This window comes from Desemzia sp. FAM 23989 (assembly GCF_045528345.1).
Lineage (GTDB): Bacteria > Bacillota > Bacilli > Lactobacillales > Carnobacteriaceae > Desemzia.
The window spans coordinates 1-3,012 of the sequence record NZ_JBGQQT010000042.1; the positions used below are offsets into that span (position 1 = coordinate 1).

Here is a 3,012-nt window from a genome sequence, read left to right on the forward strand (position 1 = left end):
ACCAGCTTTGTCCTCAGGTAACAATCCTCCCCGTTCAGCTTTTGTCAGATTATCAAATTTTCGTTGAGAAATTAATTTTGATTTCAATAATTGATACCAAAATGTCTTTCTTTTTTTGACAACCTCTAAACTTGGAAAATCATCTGATTTACCACGGTTACTAGCAGATGAAACAAGTACTTTATTGTCAATAGAATTATCTTTCAAAAAAGCTTGAGGAATAATATGATCAATATCATAATTACTTAATCTATCAATATCTAAATCATCTCCGGTATACATATCTTTTCCATTTTGAAGATAGTATAAGTAAAGTCGATCATTTTGAAGTGCGTTATTGTCTATTTTAGAAAGTTTTGCAGGAATATTTTCCTTAAGTATCTTACTACCTAACTCTTTGAGAGATTTTTCTAAACGTTTCAAGCGTTGTTGGGAATTAGACTTACCTTGATTGGTATATTGATTTTCACGAGCCATCTCAACAACAATTGACTCGGGTTTTCTTCCTCCCATTACTTTGACCAATTCATCTACAATTTTTATGCTTTGTAAAATACCTTTTTTAATCGCAGGACTACCTGGCAAAGACTTAACGACCTCTTTAATATTACCTTTATCTTCGTCACCAATAATTTGTGCTTTCTGTATCTTCTTTTTAAAAGAAAGAGCATCATCGTGAATAAGTTGCATGAAATTACGGTTAGAAATACCATCATCAATTAAGTAATCAAGAATAGTATTACCAGATTTTTCATCTCGAATACCATTAATAAGCTTAGCAGATAACTTACCCCAGCCAGTGTAATGTCTACGAGATAACTTTTTCAAAACGGATTTATCGAATATATTCTCAAATTTTGAAAGACGTTGTTTTATCATCTCTCTATCTTCAAAAATTGTCAAAGTATGGATAATTTCTTCGATAATCGCTTCATTTGAACTATCATCCAAAAACTCTTTATCATTAATAATATTTAAAAGATCGTGATAAGTAGATAAACTAGAATTAAACTGTTTCTCTATGCCTTTTAATTCAATTCCATCATACCCATAAATTGCATGTAAATATTCAATAATATCCTTATCAGTAACTTTCCTTTTATCTTTAAAATAAAGTCTAACAATATCTTTCTTCTGCTTACTATCTAAAAATTGATAATCTCTCATACTTTCGGCAATAAATCTAACTTTTGTTAATTCATTATATACATTAAAAGTTTCGTATAAGAGACTATGCTTGATACTGTCAATAATTATGTGTAAACACTCAAGTAGAGTTGAAGAATGTTAATCAAATAAGCTTTCAAGTGTGTCAGCACATTGGCCAAACCCTTTATGGATGCGTTGATTTTGCTTGAAATTATAATCTTCAAACAGGGTAACTAAATAACGTTCCAGAGCCTCCTCGTTAGGAAAAAGAACCTTCTTTTTCGTTTGACGTTTGATTTCTTTGTTAAGAGACTCAATGAGGTTTGTCGAATAAATGCTATGCCAAATCTGGTAGGGAAACTGATAAAAAGTTAAAAGATTATCCGTATTCTCCAGACTTTCCATGACTTTCCTATACTTTGGTTTCCATTCGGCGATAAAGTTCTCTAAAGCTTGCACTGCCATTTCTAAATTTTCAGCACGATAAATCGTTTTAAATTGCTCCAGAATAACCGCTCTATCTGCTCGTTTCACTTTACTAGCTAGATTTCGACTAATATGAATTAAGCAACGTTGTTGTTTAGCTAATGGGTAAGCCTGATTGATAATCTCTTCAAGCCCCTTGAAGCCATCGGTCACTACAAGAGAAACCTGTTGGATTCCTTGGTTTTGAAGCTTGTCTAACAGGGTGGACCAAGAAGCATTGTTTTCATTTGGGGCGATTTCATATCCAAGAACAGCCTTCTGTCCTTCTGGTGTAATGCCAAGTGCGATATGAATACATTCTTTACTAACGGTTCCACGTCTTAAGGGAAGATAGGTTCCGTCAAGAAATAAAACAGAGTAATTGGCTTCTAAGCTTCGCTCATGAAAAGTAGCGACATTCTCCTGAGTTGCTTTTGAGATATTAGAAATTGTGGCAGGACTATAGTGATGACCATACATTCGCTCGATGATATCACTAATTTCTCGAGTCGTTACACCGGTTTGATAGAGTTTGATAACCATCTCTTCCAAGTGGTCATCTCGACGTCCATAAGCGGGAAGCAAAGCTGGACTAAAGTTCCCATTACGATCTCTAGGAATGCTCAACTGAACAGTCCCATATTTGGTTTCGAATTTCCGTGCATAGCTTCCGTTACGACTATTCCCAGAATTATAGCCTAATTTATCGTAAGGTTCATACCCTAAAAAGGCTGATAACTCTGCTTGAAGCAGATCATTCATAGCTGTTTCAAGAGAAGTACGGAAAAATTCATCAATATCTTGCTTTTGGGCTAGGAAGTTAAGTAGTTCTGTGGTAAACTGAGTCATAGGAATAAATCTCTTTCTAGTAATGTTTTGCAACTCTACTATAACGGATTTATTCCTTTTTGTGTTTACACAACTTATTTTACACTACCCTTGTCCAATTATACAACCCTTTTATTTTTTGTGGTAGCTAAATTGGTAGCCAAACAAAATAATACATCATTTTTTCTTAAATACTAATAGACTGAAACAGCTTCAAATCAACCTTTTAATATCAAAACTATAAACTCCTAGTCTTAGTGATTTGGGGGTTAAAGAATTTTTTTGAAGCGTCTTTAATTGGCAAAAATGACAGGTTAGCCAGGTTATTGTTGGCGTCACTGGATTTTAAAATGGGGCACCAGGCTTACCCAGCGCACTGGCGCAAGCCTTTTTTAGGGGGTTTCTTTCAAATCTAACAATTCCTGGTTCTTATTATCCAACCTAGATTGCAGTGCTCTTATACTGCTCAGAAGTCAATAAATTGGACTATTTTTATTCAGTTACTTAGGCAACATTTGAGATACGATTTCGATTATAAAAATTGATATACCAACCAATGGCTGCTTGGAC

1 protein-coding gene and 1 pseudogene are annotated in these 3,012 nt (G+C 34.1%); both read right to left on the reverse strand.

Annotated elements, in window-relative coordinates:
* A pseudogene (cas9, locus tag ACEN36_RS12835) lies at window positions 1-1,239 on the reverse strand (type II CRISPR RNA-guided endonuclease Cas9); the annotation flags it as partial.
* A gap of 48 nt (window positions 1,240-1,287) precedes the next feature.
* Window positions 1,288-2,463: an IS256-like element IS1191 family transposase gene (locus ACEN36_RS12840; protein ID WP_159341049.1), complete on the reverse strand. Its 1,176-nt coding sequence runs from the start codon at window positions 2,461-2,463 to the stop codon at window positions 1,288-1,290.
* Between the last annotated feature and the right edge of the window lie 549 nt (window positions 2,464-3,012).

Bases quoted from the DNA above. Each gene is read 5' to 3' on its own strand.
- ACEN36_RS12840 (WP_159341049.1), bottom strand. From the start codon at position 2,463: ATGACTCAGTTTACCACAGAACTACTTAACTTCCTAGCCCAAAAGCAA.